The sequence below is a fragment of the Shewanella donghaensis genome (genome assembly GCF_007567505.1).
Classification (GTDB): domain Bacteria; phylum Pseudomonadota; class Gammaproteobacteria; order Enterobacterales; family Shewanellaceae; genus Shewanella; species Shewanella donghaensis.
Window position 1 is genome coordinate 1,658,576 of sequence record NZ_CP041783.1, and the last position, 21,733, is coordinate 1,680,308.

A 21,733-nucleotide genomic window follows, 5' to 3' on the forward strand; every position below is an offset into this window, starting at 1 on the left:
AATATTGGAACTTTTAATTTTTACTTTTGGCGTAATATTTTAATAAGCCCGGTACATCCAGAATAAGTGCAATACCTCCGTCTGAAGTAATGGTTGCACCAGCCATTCCTGGCGTTCCTTGCAACATACTACCTAGCGGTTTAATCACCACTTCCTCTTGACCGATTAGCGCATCGACAACAAATCCTATTTGCATTGTTCCAAGTTGAACAATAACGACATGACCCTGTTTTTTGTCACCATGAATTAGATTTGTTTTATTACGATGTAGCCATTGCTCGAGGTAGAACAAGGGAACGGCTTTATCTCTCACAATAACGGTTAATTGACCATCGACTACATTGGTTTTAGTTAGATCTAGATGGAATATTTCGTTAACACTTGAAAGTGGTAAAGCAAACACTTGCTTAGCAACATCGACCATCAACGTTGGCATAATAGCTAATGTCAGAGGCACTTTGATTTCTAATATTGTGCCTTTACCTTGGACTGAATCTATATGCACAGTGCCGTTTAGTTGAGTAATGCGGGTTTTTACCACATCCATACCAACTCCACGCCCTGAAATATCAGAGATTTCTACCTTGGTAGAAAAACCCGGAGCGAAAATTAAATTATACGCTTCGTTATCAGTCATTCTCGATGCAGAATCTTCATCTAACACACCGCGACTGATGGCAATTTCTTTTAATTTTTCAGCATCCATTCCGGCGCCATCATCTTCAATTTTGAGAAGAATATGGTCACCTTCTTGACTCGCTGACAGCGTAATTGTACCAGTTCGAGACTTACCACTTGCTTCACGGGTAATTGGCATTTCAATGCCATGATCAACAGAGTTTCTGACCAAATGGACTAATGGATCGGCAAGTGCTTCAACTAAGTTTTTATCAAGGTCGGTATCTTCACCTACCATGATTAAATCAATTTCTTTATTCAGTGTTCTTGCTAAATCTCGAACAACCCTTGGGAAGCGACCAAAAACTTTCTTAATAGGCTGCATTCGGGTTTTCATTACTGCGCCTTGTAAATCGGCAGTAACAAGATCTAAGTTAGCAAGTGCTTTAGACATCTCTTCATCATCACGAGAGATCCCTAAGCTGACTAATCTATTTCTCACCAACACTAACTCACCGACCATGTTCATAATCTGATCAAGTCGAGAAGTGTCAACTCTCACCGTTGTTTCACCTTGCGGCATTGCTGACTGTGCTTTAGGCGCTTCAGCTTTTTTAGCTGCAACTGCAGGAGCCTTAGCAGGCGCAACTGGTTTAGGTGTTACTGATGGAGTTGTTGATGGCGCTGATGCTTTTACTGTGGCAGTTGCTTGCACTGGCGGAGTACTAGGCTTTACTGCTGCAGGAGTCGATGCTTTAGGCGCTGTAACAGCAGCAGGAGCAGATCCTTTGCCATGTAATTCATCTAATAGTTTTTCAAATTCATCATCACTAATATCATCAGAATCTACACTTGGTGCACTGACGACTTCTGCAACAACCTGTGGTTCTGGAACTACTGGTGAATTTGCGTTAGCTGAGCCATGCAGTTCATCAAGTAGGGCTTCAAATTCATCATCTGTAATTTCATCGCTTGATGTGCTTGCAGCACTCCCTACTGGCTCAGAAGCAACCTGATTTACAGCGTCTGTGCTGCTTTTAATTGTAGGACTTTTACCTTCCCCATGAAGTGCATCGAGTAATGCCTCGAATTCACTTTCATCGATATCATCTATTGAACCTGCAGAATCACTTGGTTCTTCAATGAAATTTGGGGCGATATCGGCAATGGGCTCTTGTGCAACGATAACGTCTTCTACAACCGCGGAGACTTCAGATGGTAATGGCGCGCCAGAACTCAATAATTTTAAGCGTTGTAAAAGACCAGGATCCGCATCATCTTGTTGCTGACCTTGCTGAGTTTGTGCAAACATGCTGTTAATTGCATCAACAGCTTGTAAAATGATATCCATTAAATCGGCATTTACTTCACGCTTGCCAGTTCGAAGTAAATCAAACGTATTTTCGGCTTCGTGACAAACATCGACCATAGGGCCAAGACTTAAAAAGCCTGCTCCACCTTTGACAGTGTGGAAACCTCTAAAGATCGCATTTAGTAAATCACTATCATCAGGATTATTTTCAAGAGCGACAAGTTGCTCTTGTAGAAGCTCTAAAATCTCACCAGCTTCAATCAAAAAGTCCTGGAGTATCTCTTCATCAACATCAAAAGACATTAAATTTGACTCCTAATTAGAAACCCAGACTTGATAGCAGATCATCAACTTCATCTTGGCCTGTCACAACGTCTTCACGTGTTTCGGCATTTAAGATAGGGCCTTCTGCTTCAATATTATTTTCTTCAACGACCCGTTCTGAGTCAGCTGCACTTTCGCCAAAGATTGTCAGCATGGAAACTAAATTGCATTCGACTTCTCTAACTAAATCAATAACACGGCTAATCATTTGCCCAGTCAAATCTTGGAAATCTTGCGCCATCAATATTTGATTTAGCAGCTCTCTTAAGCGATTTGAATCATGTTCGCTATGCGACATAATGTGCTGAACATCGTGACATAAGGACTTAAACTCAGTTAAAGATATGTCCCTGCGCATCAATTTGTCCCACATTGGTGTGACCGATTGAATGTTACTAATTATTGTATCGGCCAAAGGCAGACATTCTTCAACTGCATCCATGGTTTTATTTGCAGCTTGCTCTGTCATATCAATGACAAAGTTCAATCTTTCTTTTGCGTCAGGTATTTCGGTGTTGGCAAGTTCAGCTAGGCGAGTATCCAACTGAAATTCATTTAATGAGCTGTGTAATTGACGAGTCAATTTACCTACTTCATCAAATAACTCTCGTTGGAGAGGCGCTGATAAGTCACGAATGACCTCATCAGCTTGTTCTTGTTTACCATCTTCAAGCAATTTAACAAGTTGCTGGGCTTGCTCAAGATCGATGAGCCCTATCGTAGCTTCCTGCATAACTTATCCTTTGCTTACGCTAAACGCTCAAAGATTTTATCGAGCTTTTCTTTTAACGTTGCTGCTGTGAATGGTTTAACAACATAGCCATTAACACCAGCTTGTGCTGCAGCAATAATTTGCTCACGTTTCGCTTCAGCTGTTACCATTAACACAGGTAAATGCTTCAATGAATCATCGGCTCTAATTGCCTTTAACAAGTCAATACCTTGCATTCCTGGCATATTCCAATCTGTTACAACAAAATCAAAATCACTTTTTTGTAACATCGGTAATGCTGTTGACCCATCATCTGCTTCTTGAGTATTGTTAAATCCCAAGTCTCGCAACAAGTTCTTAATGATACGTCTCATTGTTGAAAAATCATCAACAATAAGTATCTTCATATTCTTGTCCAAGGTTTCCTCCGGTGAGCTTCAAACACTGCTCTTATTAGTAATTATACCTGTGTCCAATGCTTGAGTTTACCTTTGAGTCTTAGCATTGCCTGACTTAATATCTGGCTAACACGCGACTCGCTGACTTCAAGAATGGCACCGATTTCTTTTAAATTTAATGCTTCGTCATAATATAATGACAAAACTAGCGCATCTCTTTCGGGTAATGTTGTAATGGCTTCTGCTAACGCTGATTTAAATTGCGTTTCAGCCAATGAATCATAACTTTCATCATGGGTTAATTCATTGGTTACAATTACATCTTCCGACACCCCTAAATCTTCAATCCCTATGATCTTTCCTACTGAAACATCGTTTAAAATATGGTGATACTCATCTAGTGACATCTCCAATTTTTCTGCAATTTCAGTATCCCTTGCATCACGCCCTAGATCTTGGCCTAACTCATCAATAACTTGAGCGACTCTGCGTTGATTGCGATGCACGGAGCGTGGCACCCAGTCGCCACGACGAATTTCATCAATCATTGATCCACGTATACGGATCCCAGCAAAGGTTTCAAATTTAGCCCCTTTACTGCCATCAAACTTTGACGATGCTTCCAGTAACCCCATCATCCCTGCTTGTAATAAGTCATCAAGTTGCACCGATGCAGGCAGCCTTGCCAACATATGATGTGCAATTCTTTTTACCAACGGAGCATACTGTTCAACAATTGAAGTTTTATTATCAAACTGAGTATACGCTGCGGCTTTATTCACTCGACGAATCCTCTTGTGACTCTTTACGTTGAACAAGACGTTCTACAAAGAATTCCAAATGCCCACCTGGTTGCTGAGGCACTGGCCAACTCATAATTTTGTTCGCTAAACCATGATAAGCAATCGCTGCTGGTGACTTTGGATATGCCTCAACAACCAATTTTTGCTTACGAACTGATTTGCGTAAATTTTCATCAAATGGCACGGTTGCAACAAGTTCTAAAGCTACATCTAAAAATCTATCTGTTACTTTACTTAGTTTTGCAAATAACTCCATACCTTCTCGCAAACTACGCACCATATTTGCAACAATTTTGAAGCGGAACACACCATGCTCACGACTGAGGATTTTTATCAGTGCATAAGCATCTGTTATTGATGTCGGTTCATCACAAACTACAATCAATACATCTTGTGAAGCACGAGAGAAACTCAGCACCATATCGGAGATACCGGCTGCAGTATCAACGATTAATATGTCGAACTGAGTTTTCATTTCACTAAAGGCACGAATTAAGCCAACATGTTGAGCTTGTGTTAGCTCAACCATTGCTTGTGTCCCTGACGTAGCGGGAACAATACCAATACCTTTAGGGCCTCTAACAATAATGTCATCCAGTTCAGATTCACCAGATAGAACATGAGATAAATTTTTCTCAGCTCTAATCCCTAGCATCACATCGACGTTAGCGAGTCCTAAATCGGCATCGAGTACTAAAACACGTTTGCCTTTCTCAGCAAGTGCAACTGCGGTATTAATAGACACGCTGGTTTTACCCACGCCGCCTTTACCACCACTAACTGCAATTACTTTTACTTTATCGTTATTTGGTTGATTCATCATACGTAAACCACTTGCTTGATCTCGGGTCATATCTTTACTCGAATGCATAGGCCATGTCATTTGACCACGCAGTGTCATGTGACGTTTGAGGTTTTGTCTCGTTTAATGCTGCTAAAGCTTGTTTTGCTAGCGTAAGTGTATCAGCAACTTGCATATCTTCAGGAACGCGTTGACCATCTGTTACATAACTCAATGGTAACCCATTTTGTATTAATACACTTAATGCACCAGCAATTGATACTGATTCATCTAACTTTGTCAGTATACACCCTGATAATGGGATTCTTTTAAAATGTTCCACAGCATCTTCTAATACTTTTCTTTGAGATGTTGCTGACATCACTAAATAGCTTCTAATTGGTATTCTAGTGTTTGCCATCAAGTCATCTAACTGTTGATATAGACGTAAATCACGCTGTCCCATACCTGCAGTGTCAATTAATACTAACTTACGATTCTTAAACTGATAAAGAATTTGTTCTAATTCAGCTAAATCATGTGCTTGTTTAACTGGACAGCCCATTATTTTGCCATAAGTTGCCAATTGCTCAAAGGCTCCAATGCGATAATGGTCAGTTGTTATCAATGCAACTTGCTCTGGGCCATGATGTGCAGCAAATCTTGCTGCTAATTTAGCCAGCGATGTTGTCTTTCCCACACCGGTAGGACCAACAAAAGCAACGACACCTCCAGTTCTAACAATATCATCACCTTGGTTATCTAATAAGTTTGCCAAACTTTGTGGTAAAGCCCTCACTAAATCTGCAGGTGAAAAGTGTTGGCTTAATCCTGATAACTTTGTTGCGACAGCTGGTGAAAACTCAGCTGCGATTAACTTACTTTCAAGCATTGCACCGACAGGATCGGTACGCTTTTTTTGTTCTTTCATCAATGATGACACTTGATGGGTTAACAAACCACGTAATGATGCCATCTCTTCTCTCATTGCTTCCATTTCAGTAGAATGACCTTTTGGGGAAGGTCGAGATGGTTCAACAAATTGTTGTGGTTTTTTGGATTCTTTATAAGCAGGTTTGCTTGCTTCTAGCTGCTTAGCCCAATCAGGTAGTTCTGGTTCTTCTTGTTGCTGAGTCATTTGCTGTTGCAAACGAATATGTTGTTTCTCTAATAATGCTTGTAATGAATCTGCCACAGGTGGTGGGCTGACTTTAGTTTGCGCTTTTATTGCTGGCTTGCTCGCACCAATAGATACTTGATCATCGCTTAAATTCATAAAGCCCGGTACCGGAGAGTTAACAGCCACATCAGCTTTAGGCTCATCGTAGTCAACTGCTGCAACAATTTCTATACCACCAGTTACTTTTTTATTCGACATGATTACCGCATCAGAACCCAAAGTCTCTTTAACTTGGGCTAATGCAGAACGCATGTCTTTGGCAAAAAATCGTTTAATCTTCACTACGCACCTCTTTCAAACTGAAAGTCATTGCTATTGCCCAACTGCAGATACGATTCGTATTTGCTTTTCATCTGGTATTTCTTGGTACGAAATAACCCGTAAATTAGGAATAGTATATTTAACAAATCGTGACAAGGTTGATCTAAGCATACCTGATGTCAATAAAATGGCTGGTTGTCCAACCATTTCCTGCTTCTGTGAAGCATCTAATAATGACTTCTGCATACGTTCTGCAAGGCCTGGTTCAATATTAGGGCCTTCACCACCTGTCGCTTGCATAGACTTGTGCAACATCTGTTCCAACTCTGGCGCCAATGTTATGACAGGGATTTCTAGTTCTGGTCCTGAAATCTCCTGGACAATCATTCGCTTCAACGCAATACGCACTGCCGCTGTTAATACTTCCGTATCGTTACTCTTAGTACCGTATTCTAGCAGTGTTTGAACAATAGTTCGTAAATCACGGATAGAAACTCCTTCATTAAGAAGGTTTTGCATCACTTTAACCACAGAGCCTAATGGCATTATGTCTGGTATAAAGCCATCAACTAATTTAGGTGAATTTTTAGCAAGCATGTCGACTAACTGCTGCACTTCTTCATAGCCCAGTAATTTCGCCGCATTATTCGTTAGTAATTGGCTAATATGTGTGGCAACAACCGTTGCAGTATCAACAACTGTGTAACCTAATGTTTGTGCATGTTCACGTTGTTCTGGCGCAATCCACACGGCCTCAAGACCGAAAGCGGGATCCGTTGTCTCAATGCCATCAAGTTTGCCATAAACCTGACCAGGGTTAATTGCCAACTCACAATCATGTCTTACTTCAGCTTCACCAACGACAACCCCCATTAAGGATATTTGGTAGCTATTCGGTGACAAATCTAAATTATCGCGAATATGCACTGCTGGTACTAAAAAACCCAATTCTTGAGATAGTTTTTTACGTACACCTTTAATGCGGCTTAATAATTCGCCGCCTTGGCTTTTATCTACTAAAGGAATAAGGCGATAGCCAACCTCAAGTCCAATGGTGTCAACGTGCTGAACATCTTCCCAACTTAACTCTTTAGGTTCTGTATCTTTAACTTCCGCAGGACCTTTTACGGCTTTTTCAAGTGCGGCTGTTTTATTATCATTATTACGTTTATAAATAAAATAAGCGCTAACCGCTGTTATAACCGCAAATGTTAAGAACGCAAAGTGTGGCATGCCAGGAACAACACCCATGACAAATAACACTGCCGATGCGATAGCCATCGATTTATGACTATCAAACATCTGGCTGATCATCATTCCGCCCATATCACCAGATTCATTTTGGCGTGTGACCATTAACGCTGCAGCAATCGATAACAATAAGCCTGGGATTTGTGCGACTAAACCATCACCAATGGTTAATAAGGTATATATCTCAACAGCACTGGAGAAATCTAAACCGTGCTGCACCATACCAATAACAAAACCACCTAGAATATTGATAACTAAAATCATGATGCCAGCAATGGCATCACCTTTTACAAATTTTGAAGCACCATCCATTGCACCGTAAAAATCGGCCTCTTTAGTCACTTCGGCACGACGTACACGCGCTTGCTCTTGCGTTAACGTGCCAGCGTTTAAGTCAGCATCGATAGCCATTTGTTTGCCAGGCATCGCATCCAAGGTAAAACGGGCACTCACTTCAGAAATACGTCCGGCACCTTTAGTCACAACGGCGAAGTTAATAATAATCAGAATTAAGAACACCACTAAACCAACGGCATAGTTACCGCCGATCACTACCGAACCAAATGCTTCAATGACTTTACCAGCTGCATCGCCGCCGTTATGTCCCTCAAGTAACACGATACGAGTTGATGCAACATTTAATGCTAATCTGAGTAATGTCGCGACAAGTAACACACTAGGAAACGCTGCAAAATCTAAAGGGCGATCACTGTAAATTGATACCAGTAAGACAACAAGTGCCAGTGCAATATTGAAAGAAAATAAGATATCGAGTAAGAAAGGTGGCATTGGTAGTACAACCATACCTAATGCCGCAAGCACTAATAAAGGCGTACCAATACCTTTAAATGAGCTAAACCGAATTTGCTTAGCTTGATCTAGTGCTACTTTCACATTCATTGGCGATAAACCTTCTAGTAATTATTTTGACGCTGATACAAGCGAATTGCAATTACTAAGCCAAATTTAGGAGAACCCAAGCATTACAGACTTGAACGCTTATTAATTAAACCAATTAATGTTTTAAATCATCTGGAATGGGTTGATTTAGAGGAATGGCCTTGGGCCGCTTACCGCGTCCCTTCTGATATTGCTTAAGCTGGAACACATAAGCAAGAATTTGTGCAACGGCAGTAAATAGACCTTCTGGCACTTGCTGATCTATTTTAGTGGTGTGATAAATAGCCCTTGCTAGTGGTGGCGCTGAAACTATCGGAACTTCATGTTCGCGGGCAAGCTCACGAATTTTAAATGCCACATCATCAACACCTTTTGCTAATAAAAAAGGCGCAGCAGATCGCATAGCATCGTATTTTACCGCAACGGCATAGTGTTCAGGGTTGACAACAATCACATCTGCATTAGGCACCTCTGACATCATGCGTTTATTGGCCATTTCGTGCTGCATTTGCCTAATACGGCCTTTTACTTCTGGTTTACCTTCAGAATCTTTGTATTCGTCTTTGACCTCTTGTTTGGTCATTTTTAGCTGTTTATTGTGATTCCATATTTGAAAAGGTACATCGATGACAACAATTAGTAACATTGACGAGCACAACAAAATAAACATCCACACCAATAATTCCAATGCATGATATACATTGCCAGGTAGATGATCGGTAGATAGGGTTAGAATTTCCAAGAAATAAAATGTTAATAAAAAATATGCGGAAATAGCAACTACAGCAAACTTAGCAATACCTTTAGTTAGCTCAACTAAAGCTTGAGTGCCAAACATCCTTTTGAAACCTTTAGCAGGGTTCATTTTACTGCCTTTAGGCATAAAAGCTTTTACAGAAAAAGTGATGCCACCTAAGACAATATTCCCCAAGAATGCTACAAATGCTAAAAAAGCGATAAGACTTATGAGTGGCCAAGCAAGTTCGTTGCCGATGATCCCCCAAACTCTGAACATTGAATTAGTATCAAAGATTTGATCCCTTTCCATCGTCAGCATCTGGCTCATAACACTGTGTAAACTTCTTGCGAGATCGGGGCCTACTAGAGCAAATCCTACAGCAGAGGCTAATAATACTGCTGCAGTACCGAGCTCTTTAGACCGAGCAACCTGACCTTTATCACGCGACTGTTGCAGTCGCTTGGCGGTGGGGTCTTCTGTGCGTTCTTGACCAGTATCTTCTGCCATATAACCCTACTGGCTTATTGAGCCATCAATCTGACACGTTAATTGTAAAATATCACACATGAGCAACTGCCCTTGCATCCAAACTTGATCAAAATGAGACATGATCGGCTCTAAGGTTAACCATAAAATGAGTAGGCCACTCACCATGGTTACAGGAAAACCAATGGCAAAAATGTTTAACTGAGGTGATGCTCTGGTCATAACCCCAAATGAAAGGTTAATCAATAACAGTGACACAATCGCAGAAATAGACATTGTTAATGCAGCGCCAAACATGTAACTACCAAAATCGGCTAACTTCTTATAATTAGCAATCGTAAAACCTTGATTAGAAATAGGTAATGTTTCAAAACTCGCCACCAGCATTTTAAACATCAGCAAATGGCCATCAACACTCAAAAATATCAGCGTCGCAAGTAACAAAAAGAAATTACCCACCACAGGGGTTTGTTGCCCCGACGCAGGATCAATCATTGAGGCAAAACCTAAACTGGTTTGCATACCTATAATTTGGCCGGTTAATACAAAGGTTTGCATGACAAGAATAGTCACAAAACCCATTGCTGTGCCTATTAGAATTTGTTGTGCGGTAATAAATACTGCACTTAAAGAGAATAATTCAATGTATTCGATGGGAGGTAAAACTGGTGCAACAGCAACGGTAATAGCCATTGCTAATAATAATCGAATACGAGAAGGGGTCGTTTTCGATCCAAAGACGGTCATCACCATTAACATTGAAGAAATACGAAATAATGGCCAGATATACGCGGCGATTGTTTGACTAATCTCCTCAAATAAAATGTCCATAAATTAACCTATAACCAGCGGGATCATATCCACCATGGTATAGAAAAAGTCCATCATAGTTTGTACTAGCCAATGACCTAAAAACATCAGCGAGAATAATGTGGTTAATAGACGAGGAAGAAAACTTAATGTTTGTTCGTTAATAGATGTCGCTGCCTGAAACACCGCCACAACGAGGCCAACACACAAACCAGGTAAAATGATTGCCGATACAATTAATACAATGACGGATAAGGCTTCGCGAAAAATATCAATCAGTGATTCTGGTGACATCTGTGTCGCTCCTTATGTTCCGAAACTATTTGCTAGGGTGCCTAATACTAGACCCCAGCCATCAACGAGTACAAACAACATAATTTTAAATGGCAAAGAAACAATCATTGGAGACAACATCATCATACCCATTGCCATCAAAATACTCGCCACGACCAGATCCAAGACTAAAAAAGGGACAAACAACATAAAACCTATTTGAAAGGCTGTTTTTAGCTCACTGGTAATAAATGCTGGCACCAACACTGTCATTGGGGCCTGTTCTGGTGAAGCAATGTTGGTATAACCCGATATTTCAATAAAGGTTTCTAAATCTGTCGTTCTCACCTGCGATAACATAAACTGCCTTAACGGCTCTTTACCTACCTCAAAAGCTTGCTGCATTGTCATGGTTTCATTCATGTATGGCTCAACAGCTTGTGCATGGATTTTGTCGAATACGGGCGCCATAATGAAAAAAGTCATAAACATACTAATACCAATTAGTACTTGATTTGAGGGTGTTTGCTGCATACCGAGTGCTTGTCGCAGAATAGATAGCACCACAATGATCCGCGTAAATGACGTTAACATGATGACCATTGCAGGAATAAAACTCATTGCAGTCATTAGCAACAGGATCTGCATGGTGACAGAGTATTCCGTACCGCCATCAGCCCCAGCGGTAACAGTTACTGCTTTGAGTAATCCTTGTTCAGCAAAGCTTAATGGAGTAAAAAACAATCCTGCCAATAATGTAATCACTATCCATTTTTTCATTATTGCTATTCCTTGGCCTTTTCTGCTGTTTGTGCTTTTGCTTGCTTAAGCCGACTAGCAAAAGTATTAGTTTCAATCTCTACCGAAGAGTCTAACTTTTCAATTAAATTAATCTGTTGTGAGGTCACACCTAATAAATACTGCTGGCCTTCAAGTTCAACTACGACTAATTTTTCTTTTTGGCCGAGTGAGGTTACCGCAATCGTTTTTATCACCCCTTGATTTGACTGAACTAAGTTTAATTTTTTTACGATATAAGCCAGCACAAATATTATGACAATAACGACAATCAGCCCGCCCATCATGCTTGATAATGCCGCGATATTTGAGGCTTCTGGTGCTTTATCTACGACCACGACTGATGCGGTCTCATTTACAGTATTACTTGATAAGACTAAAGATGAAATGACATTTAGCACAGTAAGCCCTTAATAATTAGCTTATTACTTCAATTTTTTAATACGTTCAGTTTGACTAATCACATCGGTAAGTCTGATACCAAATTTATCGTTCACAACCACAACTTCGCCATGAGCAATCAATGTACCGTTAACCATAACATCAAGGGGTTCACCTGCCACTCTATCGAGCTCGACAACTGAACCTTGGTTAAGTTGTAATAAATTACGAATACTAATAAAGCTGCGCCCTACTTCCATTGAAATAGTGACGGGAATATCCATTATTCCATCAAGCTTTTCTGCTTCACTCTTAGAGATCGGAGCAGCTTCATCCACAAGCTCATCAAGTGCTACTTGTTCAGCTTCTTTAGCTTCTTCAATAGCCTGTTCAGCCATTGCTGCTGCCCAATCGTCAGTATCATCACTCATTACATCACCTTATAAATATAAAATATCATGCAGCTTATTCTTGGTTGCATGATTGTTTGTAATCTTTAATATCATCTTTATTCCAGAGCCGTACGGCATTGCAGTTAAGCTTATAAATCTGAAATATCACGCGCTTTACCTTGGCGAGTGATCAACTGCAATTCTGATTTTGCGGTTTCTGGTCTTGGTATGATTTCACTAATTTTCAATGCTAGATTATCGCGAGACTTACCTAACTTACATCTATACGTTGGTAAGTCTTCTACTCGCATCATGACATGTTCAGGTAACTCGATAGGAATAATATCACCGGTTTTAAAGCCCATAACATCCCTTAACGTTACGTCATGCTCGATGATGTTGACATCAATACCCACATCTACATCCATGATTTCATCACGAAGTGCTTGTCCCCAACGCATATCGGTATCTTGTTTGTCACTTTGAACACCGGCATCAAGTAATTCACGTATCGGCTCAATCATTGAATAAGGCATGGTGATATGAAAATCACCACCACCGCCGTCAACTTCAATATGGAATGAATTAATCACCACAACTTCGGTTGGGCTAACAATATTCGCCATTGCAGGATTAACTTCAGAATCGAGGTACTCAAACTCGACATCCATAACAGGTGCCCAGGCATCTTTATAATCTTCAAAAATGATTTTTAATAATAATTGAACAATACGACGTTCTGTTGGTGTAAATTCACGCCCTTCGATTTTTGCATGAAAGCGACCATCACCGCCGAAGAAATTATCCACGAGAATGAAGACTAATCTCGCTTCCATGGTAATTAATGCAGTCCCTTTTAATGGACTAAATCGCACCATATTTAAGCTTGTAGGCACAAATAAAGTATGGACATATTCGCCAAACTTGAGCATTTGTACACCATTGATAGAGACTTCAGCAGCACGACGCATCATGTTGAACATGCTAATGCGTAAATGGCGGGCAAATCGTTCGTTTACAATTTCAAGCGTAGGCATTCGCCCACGAACAATACGATCCTGTGATGAAAAATCATAAGAACGGGTCTCATCACTATCATTGATTTCATCTTCATCAACGTCATCGACCCCGTGCAGTAGAGCATCAATTTCATCTTGGCTTAATAAATCACTCACATCATCACCTTGGATTTCTTCACAACGTTATTGCATTACAAAGCCAGTAAAAAGCACCTTTTCAACAACTTTTTGGCCAGTAACTGGTTGCAATGTATTTTGTACATTTAATAATGCCAGCTGCCTTAGTTCATCCTTGCCAGCTTGAGTACTGAGTTTTTGTACATCTGCAGCGCTAAAGGTGGTTAACAACGCATCTTCAATAAGCGGTATATGCATTTTTGCCGTGGTGCCATCATCACCGCGTACCATTAACTGAACTTTAATTTCAACTAATCTTGCACGATCAACACCGGGTAAATTGAATAAAAAGGGTCTTGGCATGCCAACATAATTTGCTTTGCCTTTCGTTGATGAGTCTGATGATACGTCTTCTGCAGTCGCGATACCGGGCAAAGCGGTAGTTGATTCATCCTCACTACCTAAAAACATAAATAAACCACCACCGATCAGTGCTAGTAATACAACACCTACTGCAGCGAAGATAATCAGTTTTTTCTTACTTTTAGGCGCATTTTCCGTTGTTAATTCTAAAGACTCTTCTTCAGCCATGATTCATTCCATTAATTTATTACTGCTATTGCTCTGCTAACGTTAACTTAATTCGCAACGTCACAATTATTGCAATATGATTACGCTATAGGTTACCGAATTAAGCATAATAATCTATAGCTGAATTGCTACTCATTGCATGTTTTGTCGTTAACTCAAGTTCTTGTGCCGATAATTCATCCAAAAGTGTTTCATCAGAACTTTTTGATTCATCATATTCAGATCCCTGATGTCTTTCACCGTCTTGAGAAACATGGCTATCAGCTAATTGCATACCTTCTTCAGCTAACATTTCACGCAAACGAGGAATAGCTTGTTCAATCAAGTCTCGAGTTTGTGATTGAGCAACTTGAAATTGGACTTGGGTTTGATCTCCATTAACCTGTACTCGTACAACCATATGTCCAAGCTCTGCTGGATCCAAACGGATTTCCGCTTGCTGGATCCCTTGCCCAACCATCGTAATTAATTGTTGCTTCATAACCGGTGCAAATTTTTGAATCATTTCTTGCATTTGAACTACTGATTCGGCGCCCTGTCGTAACGATAACTGAAACTGAGGGACGTCACTTTTATGAGGTGACGTTAAACTGCTTTGATTCTGTATTGATTTTAAATCTATGGGTTCTAACTCTGCAGTAAGCTCACTTGTGGATAGGGGGGGTGATATTTGACTTAGCGCGCTGCTGTTGGCAGATGCGCTACTCACAGGATTGTTATTCCCATTCATATTTACTGTTTTATCAAGCGAGACGCTAAGTTCTGCTTTAGCTAAATTAACTGCAGGATCTTTAGGGTTAATCTTTCCTTCAACACTGTCAGCATCACCCAAAGTCTTATCTGCAGCTACATTCGATACCGCAGCATTAGTTGCTACCGCCTTAATTGTTAATTCATTAGTAACGACACTATTAGTTACAACTGCATTAAGTTTATCCAGCGTTGATTGATTTAAACCATCAGCACTTTTAGACAATTCATTCTGTTGGATAGATGCATTACTAGAATTCTGAATATTAGTAGCTTGAACATATGTATTCTGATTACTAGACGCTTGAGTACTAGACGCTTCAGTACTAGTTGTTTGAACGCTATTTGTTTGCGAATTTAATTCTATCTGATTGGTTGATAAAGGAGATTGCAACGTCATAGTTTCAATCGCAGCACCAGGTTGAATCACTATGCTAGATTCCAATGATGGCTGTTGATTAAAATCGGTTATCAATTGGTTTAACTGGCCAGGGGAAAGTAATGATAGCTCTGTTTCGTTCATTGAACTGAACGCTGACAATGCGCCTAACTGCTCTGAAGACAAACTGCCTAGCAGTTCACTAACACTCATGTTTAAGGTGTTGCTATTATCTGAATTAACATCTGCATCTGCTAGGCTAGCGTCGACAATTGGAAGTTGATGATCAAGTACTAACTTATTATCAAGATGCTTATTTTGGCCTTCCAATGTAACATCACCTTCATTGGCTTGAATTGGTAACGGCAGAACTTTGCCATCTTCACCAGTATCTTTATTGCCTTCAAAGTTTTCAGCTAAATCAATTTGTGCAAAAATTAAATCAACATCGGCTTCATCAATATTATCTTTTGTTAAAGATGTCTGAGTGAAAGTCTCCGTTTTATCTGTATTCACTTTTTTTGCATCTGCTTGTGACGCTTCGTTAAAAGCAGACAAAAATGAATTATTATCAGCATCTTGCGTTGCGTTCTCATTAAAAGAACTCGCAGTTTTAGTGCTATTTCCAAGTAAAATATTACTCACTTGCTGCATAACCGACTCCAAGTCATTACATCAAAAATCAATTTATCGTTTTGATTTTATTATTGTCACATTGCTGACACTCTGTCATTGATACACAGAACAAAGCAATAAAAGTGCCAAAAGTAAGTAGGAGTAAGAACGAAAATCATAAAAAGAGAACAGAAGCTCAATCTAGCGGCGTTTTTTACGAATATATTGTTGCATGGCAAATTCATCTGAATCTTTTTGTTCACGCTTGTTGGCTATTTGCAGGGCCTTCTGAGCATTCTTTTCCAATAATAACTCTACAGCTTTACGTTTTTGCTGCTTTTCTTGCCAATGAACTTGTCGATGGTGGGTTTGTTTTTGCGCTTCTTTAACGGTGTTAACTTGTTGAACTAAAGCTTGGTCAACCTGTTTTATAAATTCGTGAAAAGAATGGTACTGACTGGCAGATAATACCTTTCCCTGATTCTCACCCATCTGTTTCATATACTCTAGCCGGTAATTATTTAAAGCGTCTAATTGGCTTTCAGTTTTTTGTAATTCTAATTGAGCCGATTTAAGCTGCAAAGCAGCTTGCTCTTCAGCTTCTTTGTTTATTTTCAATACCGTAATTAGAGGATCTGCTCGGCGCATTATTTACACTGAGCAGCTATCTGCCCTACCATAAGTTGGCTATTATCAAATGAAATAACATCTTTAAAGCCCTGACGTAGAAAAGCATTCATCGCTGGTTGTAATCTGATGGCATTATCAATTCTAGGATCGCTACCTTGTGAATAAGCACCAATAGAGATTAAGTCTCTATTTTGCTGATAAAGGGAATACATCTGTTTTACTAAACGCATAGATTCTAAATGAGCTTCACTTATCACCATAGGTGCGACACGGCTAATAGATTGCTCGATATCAATCGCAGGATAATGACCAGAATCAGCAAGTGTTCTGGATAACACGATATGACCATCTAAAATGGCACGAGAAGCATCAGCAATCGGATCTTGTTGATCATCGCCTTCTGTTAGTACGGTATAGAATGCCGTAATAGAGCCCTGACCAGGGCCACCATTTCCAGCACGTTCAACTAATCTAGGCAGTTTGGCAAATACTGAAGGTGGATAACCTTTGGTCGCTGGCGGCTCACCAACAGCAAGTGCGACTTCACGCTGTGCTTGAGCATAACGAGTTAAACTGTCCATCAGCAATAACACGTTATAACCTAAGTCTCTAAAATACTCGGCTATTCGAGTAGAGGTTTCACAGGCGCGTAAACGCATTAGTGGTGAAGTATCTGCAGGTGCAGCGACCACCACTGAACGAGCTCGTCCTTCAGGCCCTAGAATTTCTTCAATAAATTCTTTGACTTCTCGACCACGCTCACCAACTAAACCAACCACAATAATATCTGCAGTGGTACCACGTGTCATCATCCCTAAAAGTACACTTTTACCCACACCTGAGCCTGCAAACAAGCCCATCCGCTGACCTTTACCCACCGTTAGCATCGCATTAATTGCTCTAACGCCGACATCAAGAGGTTCAGTAATCGCTCTTCGAGACAACGGGTTGATAGGCGGCGCATGTCTAGAAGCATTTTGATCAGTATTCAATGGTCCCAGACCATCTAGAGGTAAACCACTGCCATCAAGCACTCTGCCCAATAAGCTTAGACCGACATTTAGTCCTGACTGCTCACCCAGTGGTTGGACTCTTGCCCCTGGCAATACTCCTCTTAACTCATCGACTGGCATGAGATATAGCAACTCATCATCAAAGCCGACAACTTCAGCAACCAGCTCACCAGCCATGGTTTCTATTGAACATAAACTGCCTACAGGAGCACGGCAACCTGTCGCTTCAAGTGTTAAGCCAACAACGCGCACTAATTGACCACTGGCAACGGGTCTTATTGGGCTAACTTTACTATTTTGAAGTTTAATTTTATTCAGTAATTGATGTTGACGGTTTTGCATCATCGACCTCACCAAGTTGTGACGGTTCATTATGAATTATTTCGGCTTGATTCGATGCTATTTGAGGTTCTGAGATTTCTGTTGCTTGAGTTTCGGGGTGGACTTCTGTTTCAGCGCTTAGAGTCTCTGTTGCAAGCGTCTCTGTAGTTACAGCTTCAGTGGTTACAGCCTCTGTTGCAAAAGTCTCATCAGCAACAGTCTCTGCAGATAGTTCACTATTTCTAACGGAGAACTCATCAACTATCTTAGTGGTATATTGGTTTGACTCTGACTTTACCGTTTGCACATTGGCGTTAATGCCCGCAACTTGTTGTTGCAGTTCTGTGAAGGTTTGTTTCATCCTTTCTTCAACACGTAAATCAACATTAGAACGCTCGCTTTGAATGATACAATCACCGACTTTCAGTGAGGGATCAGCCTCGATTTCCCACTTATTTTTTTCTAGCTGGCTGTCGCTATATAATTGATATACGAGAGTGGCGTCATCAGGACAAAACCTCAGTGTGACTTGCTGTTTCTTGATAGGAAGCGAGTCAACACCTTGGCGTAAAACCGATAAGATATGTTCAGGATGGGTTTGTAATTCATTACCAACAATTGATTTAGCCAAATTAATTGAAAGCTGTAATAGCTCAGCTTCCAATTCAGCATCAAGTACCATTAATGGTTGCTCAAATTGCTGAACTAAAGCAGATAAACGTTCGAGCATATCATTAGCTTTGGTTAGGCCAACGTCATAACCCTGCTGCTCACCTTGAGCAAAACCTTCTGCATGTCCTTGCTCTAAACCTTCAAGACGGCCTTGTTCTAACCCCTTACCATGCCCTTCTGCCTGTCCTTGTGCTAAGCCTTCTTGCTCAGCTTCAGCTCGAATTTGTTCGATTTCAGCCATTGTCGGTGGTAGCAGCGGTTGTTCATCTAGAATAGGTTGAGGGTTATCTCGGCCTAACTGGCCAAATAAATTCGATTCCACATCGTTTTTTTGCTGGGTAACATCTGGCAATTGCCAGTGACTAAAATCTACGCTGTCATCAATTTCATTTGATTTGTTGGTTTTAGATTCAGTCATTATATTGCCTAATGTTACTTCGGATTAAATTGGTGGTTATCGATGCTAGAGGAACTCCTCTCCGCCGCCGCCGCCAAGCATAATTTCGCCACTGTCACTTAAACGACGCGCAATAGCAAGAATCTCTTTCTGGGCGACTTCGACTTCACTGATCCTAATTGGCCCCATGGCTTCAAGATCGTCTTTAAGTAATTCTCCCGCACGCTTCGACATATTACCAACAATTTTGTCAGATAGCTGATCATCTGCACCTTTGAGCGCTTTCATTAATACGTCTTGCTGCACTTCACGAAGTAGAGCTTGAATACCGCGATCATCGACATCAATAAGGTTTTCAAACACAAACATAAGATCTTGTATTTGTTGCGCCATTTCTTCATCTGATTCACGCATAGTTTCCATGATCTGACTTTCAACGCCTGTATCTAAGAAGTTCATGATACTCGCAGCGGCTTTCAAGCCACCCATTTTAGCGGCTTGCGCACCGCCCTGACCGGCAAACTGTTTCTCCATGATATCGTTTAACTCTTGCAATGCTGCTGGCTGAACTTCTTCTAAGTTAGCAATACGCATCATTAAGTCCAAGCGAGTATTTTCTGGGAACTGGCTAAAGATTTCTGCTGCTTGATCAGGTTCTAAATAAGAAAGAACAATGGTCTGAATTTGAGGATGTTCATTTTGAATAATCGTAGCAACTTGGCGGGCATCCATCCACTTGAGTGAGTCCAATCCTTTTGCGCCACTGCCCATGATAATTTGTTCAATCAAATTACCTGCTTTATCTTCACCAAGTGCTGCTGTTAATGCTTTTCTAACGAACTCTTCACTGTTGAAACCAATTGAGGAAAACTTTTGAATTTCTTCAAGAAAAAGTTTATGCACACCAATGACTTTTTCTTGACCAAAATCTTGCATTGCCGCCATCGCCATACCCACCTTTTGAACCTGTTTAGGCTCTAGGTGTTTTAATATCGAAGCTGCATCAGCTTCGCTTAAACTCAGTAATAAAATTGCGGTTTTTTCAATACCAGAAAGATCATCAACCTTCGAGCCTGTTGATGCTTCAGCAGCTTCAGCGTTTTTATTTGCCATCGTCTTGTAACCAACTCTTAATCACTTGGGTAGATAGTTCAGGTTCATTCGCGACTAATGCCCGAATTGACTTAATCATATCATCATCTTTATGCAAATTCGGAATTTGAATAGAGCCATCATCAGCATAACTATAATCAGCTTGCTGGGTGTTGAGCATTCCTAGGGTATCTGCAGCATACTGGTCTTCAATCTCTGCAAGTTCATTACCTAAACGTGTGTCCTCAGGCATTTCAATTTCATTTGTTTTGAGTAGCTTATTCAACATTGGGCGAATAACAAACAATATGAGAACTAATACAAGGAATGCACCTAAAACAAGTTTTACAGCTCGCCAGAACCAAGGTTCTTCCCACATTTCTGGTGCAGGTAAATCTTCAATCAGCTGATCCATGAATGGGACTGTCACTACTTCTAAAGTATCACCACGTTGACTAGTAAAGCCCATGGCGCCTTCAAGTAATCGTCTAATATTAGTTAATTCTTGCTCCGTTCGTGGCACGCGAGATACCACGCCTTCTTCATCTGGCACACCTGGTTTATAATCGATTGCGACAGAAACACTGACTCTGCGAACAACACCTACTTGTTGGCGGGTATGGCTAATGGTGGTATCTAATTCAAAATTTCGAGTGGCTTCTCTAAAAGTATTTCCACTGGCTGCACTGGCTTGTTCTGCCCCGCCCACCTCTTGAGGAATATCTGACTCCATTGGCGGCTGATTTGATAACGCGCCTGGAACTCCACCCATTGATTGACCACTAGAGTTACGCTCTATTGTCATTTCACTGCGGACTGCGGGTAAATCGGGTGAAAAACGTTTTGCTGTTTGCTCAACAGCGGTGAAGTCCATATTCACATCAACTTGTGATGTGAAATTTTCAGGACCGAGGATCGGCATCAAGATTGATTCGACTTTATTGCGATATTCAGCTTCTTGTTGTTGAACAAGTTCAAGCTCACGACGTGCTCTTGATGAAGCAGCATCTTGGCTGCCAGAGTTTAATAAACGGCCATTGGAATCGGTAACGGTAACGCGCGTAGGTTCTAAGCCTTGTACTGCAGATGCGACGATATCGACAATAGCATCTACTTCTTCTTGTCCTAGACTTCCGCGGCGAACACTGACAACGACAGTGGCACTCGGTTTAGATTTATTTCGCGCAAATACATTTTCTTTAGGTAACGCTAAAATCACTTTGGCACGGCTGACACTTCTTAACTCTTCAATAATACGGGCTAAGTTTACTTCTTGGCTTTGCTTTAATCGTGCTTGCTCCATGCGTTGGCTTACACCAAAGCCACTATCTTTACTTAAGTAGTCTGTTGGCTGGCTATTAGTCTCGACACCCTCACGACCTAAAAGTAGTTTCACATTTTGATATTTATCTTCAGGAATACTCACCACATCACCAGCGATTTTATAACTGATTTTATTTTTATCGAGTACATCCAATACTTGGATCATTTCAGTAGTTTGCATTTCACCAAGAGGTCGGTATTCAGGCTCTTGCGCCCAAATCATCATGAATACAGCCAAAACTAGGCATACCGCTAACGCCAGTATCATAGTAATTTGACGCATAAAGTCTGCACCACCAAACGAACTCATCAAGCCAGGTTTATTTTCCTGCTGAATGCCGGCGTTGTCGACTGAACTTGAATCTAATACGAGGTCTGTACTCACAATATTTACC

General features: G+C 40.7%; 21 protein-coding genes. All 21 read right to left on the reverse strand.

The genetic code is table 11. The features are described 5' to 3' along the window. Positions 1 to 13: 13 nt before the first annotated feature. The gene (locus FPK91_RS07030) at positions 14 to 2,233 is read right to left on the reverse strand and encodes a chemotaxis protein CheA (protein ID WP_144209913.1); all 2,220 of its coding nucleotides are present in this window, start codon (positions 2,231 to 2,233) and stop codon (positions 14 to 16) included. A 16-nt stretch (positions 2,234 to 2,249) separates the two neighbouring features. Then, complete coding sequence (locus FPK91_RS07035; RefSeq protein ID WP_144209916.1) at positions 2,250 to 2,987, reverse strand: protein phosphatase CheZ; 738 nt, start codon at positions 2,985 to 2,987, stop codon at positions 2,250 to 2,252. A 14-nt stretch (positions 2,988 to 3,001) separates the two neighbouring features. Beyond that, the gene (gene cheY, locus FPK91_RS07040; protein WP_144209919.1) at positions 3,002 to 3,385 is read right to left on the reverse strand and encodes a chemotaxis response regulator CheY; all 384 of its coding nucleotides are present in this window, start codon (positions 3,383 to 3,385) and stop codon (positions 3,002 to 3,004) included. 41 nt (positions 3,386 to 3,426) lie between these two features. After that, positions 3,427 to 4,146: an RNA polymerase sigma factor FliA gene (locus tag FPK91_RS07045; protein ID WP_144209922.1), complete on the reverse strand. Its 720-nt coding sequence runs from the start codon at positions 4,144 to 4,146 to the stop codon at positions 3,427 to 3,429. Continuing rightward, entirely contained in the window at positions 4,139 to 5,020 is an 882-nt protein-coding gene (locus FPK91_RS07050; RefSeq protein ID WP_144214232.1) for a MinD/ParA family protein, read from the reverse strand. The genes FPK91_RS07045 and FPK91_RS07050 overlap by 8 nt, the downstream gene beginning before the upstream one ends. Before the next feature lie 4 nt (positions 5,021 to 5,024). Beyond that, on the reverse strand, positions 5,025 to 6,410 hold the full coding sequence (flhF, locus tag FPK91_RS07055) for a flagellar biosynthesis protein FlhF (RefSeq protein WP_144209925.1): 1,386 nt from the start codon (positions 6,408 to 6,410) through the stop codon (positions 5,025 to 5,027). A 30-nt stretch (positions 6,411 to 6,440) separates the two neighbouring features. Further along, a complete protein-coding gene (gene flhA, locus FPK91_RS07060) occupies positions 6,441 to 8,540 on the reverse strand; it encodes a flagellar biosynthesis protein FlhA (RefSeq protein ID WP_144209928.1) in 2,100 nt (699 codons plus the stop codon). Positions 8,541 to 8,655: 115 nt separating this feature from the next. After that, the gene (flhB, locus tag FPK91_RS07065) at positions 8,656 to 9,786 is read right to left on the reverse strand and encodes a flagellar biosynthesis protein FlhB (RefSeq protein ID WP_144209931.1); all 1,131 of its coding nucleotides are present in this window, start codon (positions 9,784 to 9,786) and stop codon (positions 8,656 to 8,658) included. 6 nt (positions 9,787 to 9,792) lie between these two features. Beyond that, positions 9,793 to 10,596 carry a flagellar biosynthetic protein FliR gene (gene fliR, locus FPK91_RS07070; RefSeq protein ID WP_144209934.1) on the reverse strand — a complete coding sequence of 268 codons (804 nt, stop codon included), beginning with the start codon at positions 10,594 to 10,596 and terminating at the stop codon, positions 9,793 to 9,795. 3 nt (positions 10,597 to 10,599) lie between these two features. Then, on the reverse strand, positions 10,600 to 10,869 hold the full coding sequence (fliQ, locus tag FPK91_RS07075; protein ID WP_144209937.1) for a flagellar biosynthesis protein FliQ: 270 nt from the start codon (positions 10,867 to 10,869) through the stop codon (positions 10,600 to 10,602). A gap of 12 nt (positions 10,870 to 10,881) precedes the next feature. Next, a complete protein-coding gene (gene fliP, locus FPK91_RS07080; protein ID WP_144209939.1) occupies positions 10,882 to 11,628 on the reverse strand; it encodes a flagellar type III secretion system pore protein FliP in 747 nt (248 codons plus the stop codon). Between the two features lie 5 nt (positions 11,629 to 11,633). Beyond that, positions 11,634 to 12,047 carry a flagellar biosynthetic protein FliO gene (gene fliO / locus FPK91_RS07085; RefSeq protein WP_227006709.1) on the reverse strand — a complete coding sequence of 138 codons (414 nt, stop codon included), beginning with the start codon at positions 12,045 to 12,047 and terminating at the stop codon, positions 11,634 to 11,636. 24 nt (positions 12,048 to 12,071) lie between these two features. After that, positions 12,072 to 12,458, reverse strand: coding sequence for a flagellar motor switch protein FliN (gene fliN, locus FPK91_RS07090; RefSeq protein ID WP_144209942.1), 387 nt, complete (start codon positions 12,456 to 12,458; stop codon positions 12,072 to 12,074). 110 nt (positions 12,459 to 12,568) lie between these two features. Next, positions 12,569 to 13,594 (reverse strand): flagellar motor switch protein FliM, encoded by a 1,026-nt coding sequence (fliM, locus tag FPK91_RS07095; RefSeq protein WP_144209944.1) that lies wholly within the window; start codon positions 13,592 to 13,594, stop codon positions 12,569 to 12,571. A gap of 27 nt (positions 13,595 to 13,621) precedes the next feature. Beyond that, the gene (gene fliL, locus FPK91_RS07100; RefSeq protein WP_144209946.1) at positions 13,622 to 14,146 is read right to left on the reverse strand and encodes a flagellar basal body-associated protein FliL; all 525 of its coding nucleotides are present in this window, start codon (positions 14,144 to 14,146) and stop codon (positions 13,622 to 13,624) included. Between the two features lie 100 nt (positions 14,147 to 14,246). Beyond that, complete coding sequence (locus tag FPK91_RS07105; RefSeq protein ID WP_144209948.1) at positions 14,247 to 15,929, reverse strand: flagellar hook-length control protein FliK; 1,683 nt, start codon at positions 15,927 to 15,929, stop codon at positions 14,247 to 14,249. Positions 15,930 to 16,091: 162 nt separating this feature from the next. Beyond that, the gene (fliJ, locus tag FPK91_RS07110; protein ID WP_144209950.1) at positions 16,092 to 16,538 is read right to left on the reverse strand and encodes a flagellar export protein FliJ; all 447 of its coding nucleotides are present in this window, start codon (positions 16,536 to 16,538) and stop codon (positions 16,092 to 16,094) included. Beyond that, the gene (gene fliI / locus FPK91_RS07115; RefSeq protein ID WP_144214236.1) at positions 16,538 to 17,875 is read right to left on the reverse strand and encodes a flagellar protein export ATPase FliI; all 1,338 of its coding nucleotides are present in this window, start codon (positions 17,873 to 17,875) and stop codon (positions 16,538 to 16,540) included. The genes fliJ and fliI overlap by 1 nt, the downstream gene beginning before the upstream one ends. Continuing rightward, positions 17,844 to 18,944, reverse strand: a complete 1,101-nt coding sequence (gene fliH / locus FPK91_RS07120; protein WP_144209952.1) for a flagellar assembly protein FliH — start codon at positions 18,942 to 18,944, stop codon at positions 17,844 to 17,846. The genes fliI and fliH overlap by 32 nt, the downstream gene beginning before the upstream one ends. A 45-nt stretch (positions 18,945 to 18,989) precedes the next feature. After that, entirely contained in the window at positions 18,990 to 20,036 is a 1,047-nt protein-coding gene (fliG, locus tag FPK91_RS07125; protein WP_144209954.1) for a flagellar motor switch protein FliG, read from the reverse strand. Beyond that, positions 20,026 to 21,648 carry a flagellar basal-body MS-ring/collar protein FliF gene (gene fliF / locus FPK91_RS07130; RefSeq protein WP_405127358.1) on the reverse strand — a complete coding sequence of 541 codons (1,623 nt, stop codon included), beginning with the start codon at positions 21,646 to 21,648 and terminating at the stop codon, positions 20,026 to 20,028. The genes fliG and fliF overlap by 11 nt, the downstream gene beginning before the upstream one ends. Positions 21,649 to 21,733 lie beyond the last annotated feature (85 nt).

Excerpts from the sequence above, each read along its gene's own strand:
- FPK91_RS07030 (WP_144209913.1), bottom strand. The coding sequence starts at position 2,233 with ATGTCTTTTGATGTTGATGAAGAGATACTCCAGGACTTTTTGATTGAA.
- FPK91_RS07035 (WP_144209916.1), bottom strand. The coding sequence starts at position 2,987 with ATGCAGGAAGCTACGATAGGGCTCATCGATCTTGAGCAAGCCCAGCAA.
- FPK91_RS07050 (WP_144214232.1), bottom strand. The coding sequence starts at position 5,020 with ATGACCCGAGATCAAGCAAGTGGTTTACGTATGATGAATCAACCAAAT.
- flhA (WP_144209928.1), bottom strand. The coding sequence starts at position 8,540 with ATGAATGTGAAAGTAGCACTAGATCAAGCTAAGCAAATTCGGTTTAGC.
- flhB (WP_144209931.1), bottom strand. The coding sequence starts at position 9,786 with ATGGCAGAAGATACTGGTCAAGAACGCACAGAAGACCCCACCGCCAAG.
- fliR (WP_144209934.1), bottom strand. The coding sequence starts at position 10,596 with ATGGACATTTTATTTGAGGAGATTAGTCAAACAATCGCCGCGTATATC.
- fliQ (WP_144209937.1), bottom strand. The coding sequence starts at position 10,869 with ATGTCACCAGAATCACTGATTGATATTTTTCGCGAAGCCTTATCCGTC.
- fliP (WP_144209939.1), bottom strand. The coding sequence starts at position 11,628 with ATGAAAAAATGGATAGTGATTACATTATTGGCAGGATTGTTTTTTACT.
- fliN (WP_144209942.1), bottom strand. The coding sequence starts at position 12,458 with ATGAGTGATGATACTGACGATTGGGCAGCAGCAATGGCTGAACAGGCT.
- fliL (WP_144209946.1), bottom strand. The coding sequence starts at position 14,146 with ATGGCTGAAGAAGAGTCTTTAGAATTAACAACGGAAAATGCGCCTAAA.
- FPK91_RS07105 (WP_144209948.1), bottom strand. The coding sequence starts at position 15,929 with ATGCAGCAAGTGAGTAATATTTTACTTGGAAATAGCACTAAAACTGCG.
- fliJ (WP_144209950.1), bottom strand. The coding sequence starts at position 16,538 with ATGCGCCGAGCAGATCCTCTAATTACGGTATTGAAAATAAACAAAGAA.
- fliI (WP_144214236.1), bottom strand. The coding sequence starts at position 17,875 with ATGCAAAACCGTCAACATCAATTACTGAATAAAATTAAACTTCAAAAT.
- fliH (WP_144209952.1), bottom strand. The coding sequence starts at position 18,944 with ATGACTGAATCTAAAACCAACAAATCAAATGAAATTGATGACAGCGTA.
- fliG (WP_144209954.1), bottom strand. The coding sequence starts at position 20,036 with ATGGCAAATAAAAACGCTGAAGCTGCTGAAGCATCAACAGGCTCGAAG.
- fliF (WP_405127358.1), bottom strand. The coding sequence starts at position 21,648 with ATGAGTTCGTTTGGTGGTGCAGACTTTATGCGTCAAATTACTATGATA.